Source organism: Micromonospora sp. NPDC049081, from assembly GCF_040648835.1.
Taxonomy (GTDB): Bacteria; Actinomycetota; Actinomycetes; order Mycobacteriales; family Micromonosporaceae; genus Micromonospora; species Micromonospora antibiotica.
On sequence record NZ_JBEZEK010000057.1, the window covers coordinates 1 to 3,539 of the forward strand.

Genomic DNA, 3,539 nt, shown 5'->3' on the forward strand with positions numbered 1-3,539 from the left:
CCACACTCACCAACCCGCTCCGCAAACACCGGAGACGAATCCAACAACTCCACCGCCATCCCCACCCACTGCGAACCCTGCCCCGGGAACACGAAGACCGTGCCGCCCTGCAGCACACCGGGGGCGGTACCGTTCCCGGCGAACGCCCGCGCCCCGGCGACGAAGTCGCTCCGGTCGCCGACGATCACCGTGCGCCGGTCGAGCAGCGCCCGACCGGTCGCCAGGGCGTACGCGAGGTCACCGGCCCTGACGGACCCGTCGTCCGCGACGTCGGCCACCCGGGCGGCCTGCTCCCGCAGGGCCTGGTCGGTGCGGGCCGACAGCACCCAGGGCAGCAGCTCCGGCTCGGGGACGTCGACCGGTGGTTCCTCGGCCGGGGGCGCCTGTTCGAGGATGACGTGCGCGTTGGTGCCGCTGATGCCGAACGAGGAGACACCGGCGCGGCGGGGCCGTTCCAGTGCCGGCCACGGCTGCGTCTCGGTGAGCAGCCGCACCGCCCCGGCCGACCAGTCCACCTGCGGGGTGGGCTCGTCCACGTGCAGGGTGCGGGGCAGCACCCCGTTGCGCATCGCCAACACCATCTTGATCACGCCCGCGACACCAGCCGCGCCCTGGGTGTGGCCGATGTTCGACTTCACCGAGCCGAGCCAGAGCGGCCGGTCCCCGGGCCGTTCCTGCCCGTAGGTGGCCAGCAGCGCCTGCGCCTCGATCGGGTCGCCGAGGGTGGTGCCGGTGCCGTGCGCCTCGACGGCGTCCACCTCGGTGGCCGGGATGCCACCGGCCGCCGCGAGGGCCTGCCGGATCACCCGCTGCTGCGAGGGGCCGTTCGGGGCGGTCAGGCCGTTGGACGCGCCGTCCTGGTTGATCGCCGAACCGCGTACCACCGCGAGGACGTGGTGGCCGTGGCGTTCGGCGTCGGAGAGGCGCTCCAGCAGCAGCATGCCGACGCCCTCGGACATCGCCGTGCCGTCCGCGCCGGCCGCGAAGGACTTGCACCGGTGGTCGGTGGCCAGGCCCCGCTGGAGGCTGAACTCGATGAACGTGTCCGGGGTGGACATGACGGTGACGCCACCGGCCAGGGCGAGCGTGCACTCGCCGGAGCGCAGCGCCTGCGCGGCCAGGTGGATCGCGACCAGCGACGACGAGCACGCGGTGTCGACGCTGACCGCCGGCCCCTCCAGGCCGAGGGTGTAGGCGATCCGGCCGGACGCGACGCTTGCCATGCTGCCGTTGCCCAGGTAACCGGCGAGTTCCTCGGGCACCTCGGGCAGCCGGCTGGCGTAGTCGTGGTACATGACCCCGGCGAAGACACCGGTGAGGCTGCCGCGCAGCGAGTTCGGGTCGATGCCGGCCCGCTCCAGCGCCTCCCACGAGGTTTCCAGCAGCAACCGCTGCTGCGGGTCCATCGCGACCGCCTCACGCGGGCTGATCCCGAAGAAGTCGGGGTCGAAGTCGGCCGCGTCGTAGAGGAAACCACCCTCCATGGCGTACGTCTTGCCGGTCCGGCCGGGCTCCGGGTCGTACATGCCGGCGAGGTCCCAGCCCCGGTCGGTGGGGAACGGGGTGATCGCGTCGGTGCCGTCGGCGAGCAGTCGCCAAAGGTCCTCGGGGGTGCGGACCCCGCCGGGGAAGCGGCAGCTCATCGCCACGATGGCGACGGGTTCGTCGTCGGCGACGGGGGTGGCCACGGTCGGGGCCTGTGGGGTGGCCGCACCGAGGATCCTGGTGTGCAGGTAGTCGGCGAGCGCGGTCGGGTTGGGGTAGTCGAAGACCAGGGTCGCCGGCAGCCGCAGCCCGGTGGCGGTGTTGAGCTTGTTGCGCAGCTCGACGGCGGCCAGCGAGTCGAAGCCGAGTTCCCGGAACGCCCGGGACGGCTCGACGGTGGCCGGGCTGTCGTGGCCGAGCACCCCGGCGACGTTGCCCCGGACCAGGTCGAGCAGGAGCCGCCGCTGGTCGGCGTCGGCGAGGCCGAGCAGTTGCCGGTGCAGTGCCGAACCGCCGACCGGCGTCGGGCCGGTGCCGGCGGCGCGGCGGGCCGGGAGCCGGACCAGGCCCCGGAACAGGGCCGGGAGCTGCTGGCCCTGGGCGCGCAGCGCGGCGGTGTCCAGCCGGATCGGCACCAGCAGCGGCTCGTCGGTGGCGACCGCCGCGTCGAGCAGGGCGAGGCCCTGGTCGGTGCTGATCCCGAGCACGCCGGAGCGGGCCATCCGGGCCACGTCGGCGTCGCCGAGGTGGGCGGTCATCCCGCTGCGTTCCTCCCAGAAGCCCCAGGCCAGGGAGACCGCCGGCAGGCCGAGGGCCCGCCGGTGCGCGGCCAGGGCGTCGACGAAGACGTTCGCGGCGGCGTAGTTGCCCTGCCCGGAGCCGTCGACCACGCCGGCGGCCGAGGAGAACAGCACGAACGCGGACAGCTCGCGGTCCCGGGTGAGGTCGTGCAGGTGCCAGGCCGGGGTGGCCTTGGCCCGCCACACGGTGTCGAGCTGCGCGTCGGTGAACGCGGCGACGGTGCCGTCGTCCAACGCGCCGGTGGTGTGCACGACGGCGGTCAACGCCGGGATGCCGTCCACCAGTGCGGCGACGGCGTCCCGGTCGGCCAGGTCGGCGGCCACCACCTCCACGGAGGCACCCAACGCCACCAACTCGTCCCGCAACTCCACCGCGCCCGGCGCGGTCAACCCACGCCGCGAGGTCAGCACCAGGTCACGCACCCCGTGCACCTCCACCAGGTGCCGGGCCACCAGCGCGCCCAGCACACCGGTGCCACCGGTCACCAGCACCGAACCGTCGGCCCGCCACGGCTGCGCCGTGGTGGTCGCACGGGCCAGACGCGGCACCCGCACCTGACCGTCCCGCAGCGACAACTCCGGCTCACCGGTCCCCACCGCCGCCAGAATCTCCTCCACCGGAGTCTCCGGGTCGGCATCCACCAGCACGAACTGACCCGGGTTCTCCACCTGCGCGGCCCGGACCAGACCCCAGACCGGGGCGTGGGCCAGGTCGGTGACCTGGTCGGCCGCACCGTCGGTGAGCACCACCAGCCGGGACTCGGCCAACCGGGGGTCGGCCAGCCAGCGCTGGAGCATCGCGAGCGCCGCACCGACCGCAGCCCGCCCGGCCACCTCGACGTCCCCCGCCGGCCCCGCCGTGGTGGCCGGGTCGAGGGCGGCGTCCTGGTGGGGGAGTCGGGCGAGCACCAGCTCCGGTACGTCGTCGGCGAGGTCCTCCAGGTGGGCCCAGGAAGGTGCCGCAGCGGCGGCCACCGGCACGGCGGTCCAGTCGATCCGGTAGAGGTTGCCCTCGGTGGGGGCGGTAGTGAGCTGCACCGGCCGGGACACCAGGGAACCGATCTCGGCGACCGGCGCACCGGTCGGGTCGGTCAGGTGCAGGGTGACCGCATCCGGGCCGGTCGGGGTGACCCGCACCCGCAGGGCGGTGGCGCCCGTGGCGTGCAGCGTCACATCCGTCCAGGCGAACGGCAGATACGGCGGACGACCCACCGGCACCGCCTCACCGATCCCCACCACCTGCAACGCCGCATC

General features: G+C 74.3%; 1 protein-coding gene. It reads right to left on the reverse strand.

Going from position 1 to position 3,539, the window contains the following annotated elements:
- The coding region (locus AB0B63_RS32395; RefSeq protein WP_357025838.1) for a type I polyketide synthase at positions 1-3,539 on the reverse strand (3,539 nt) is incomplete at both ends.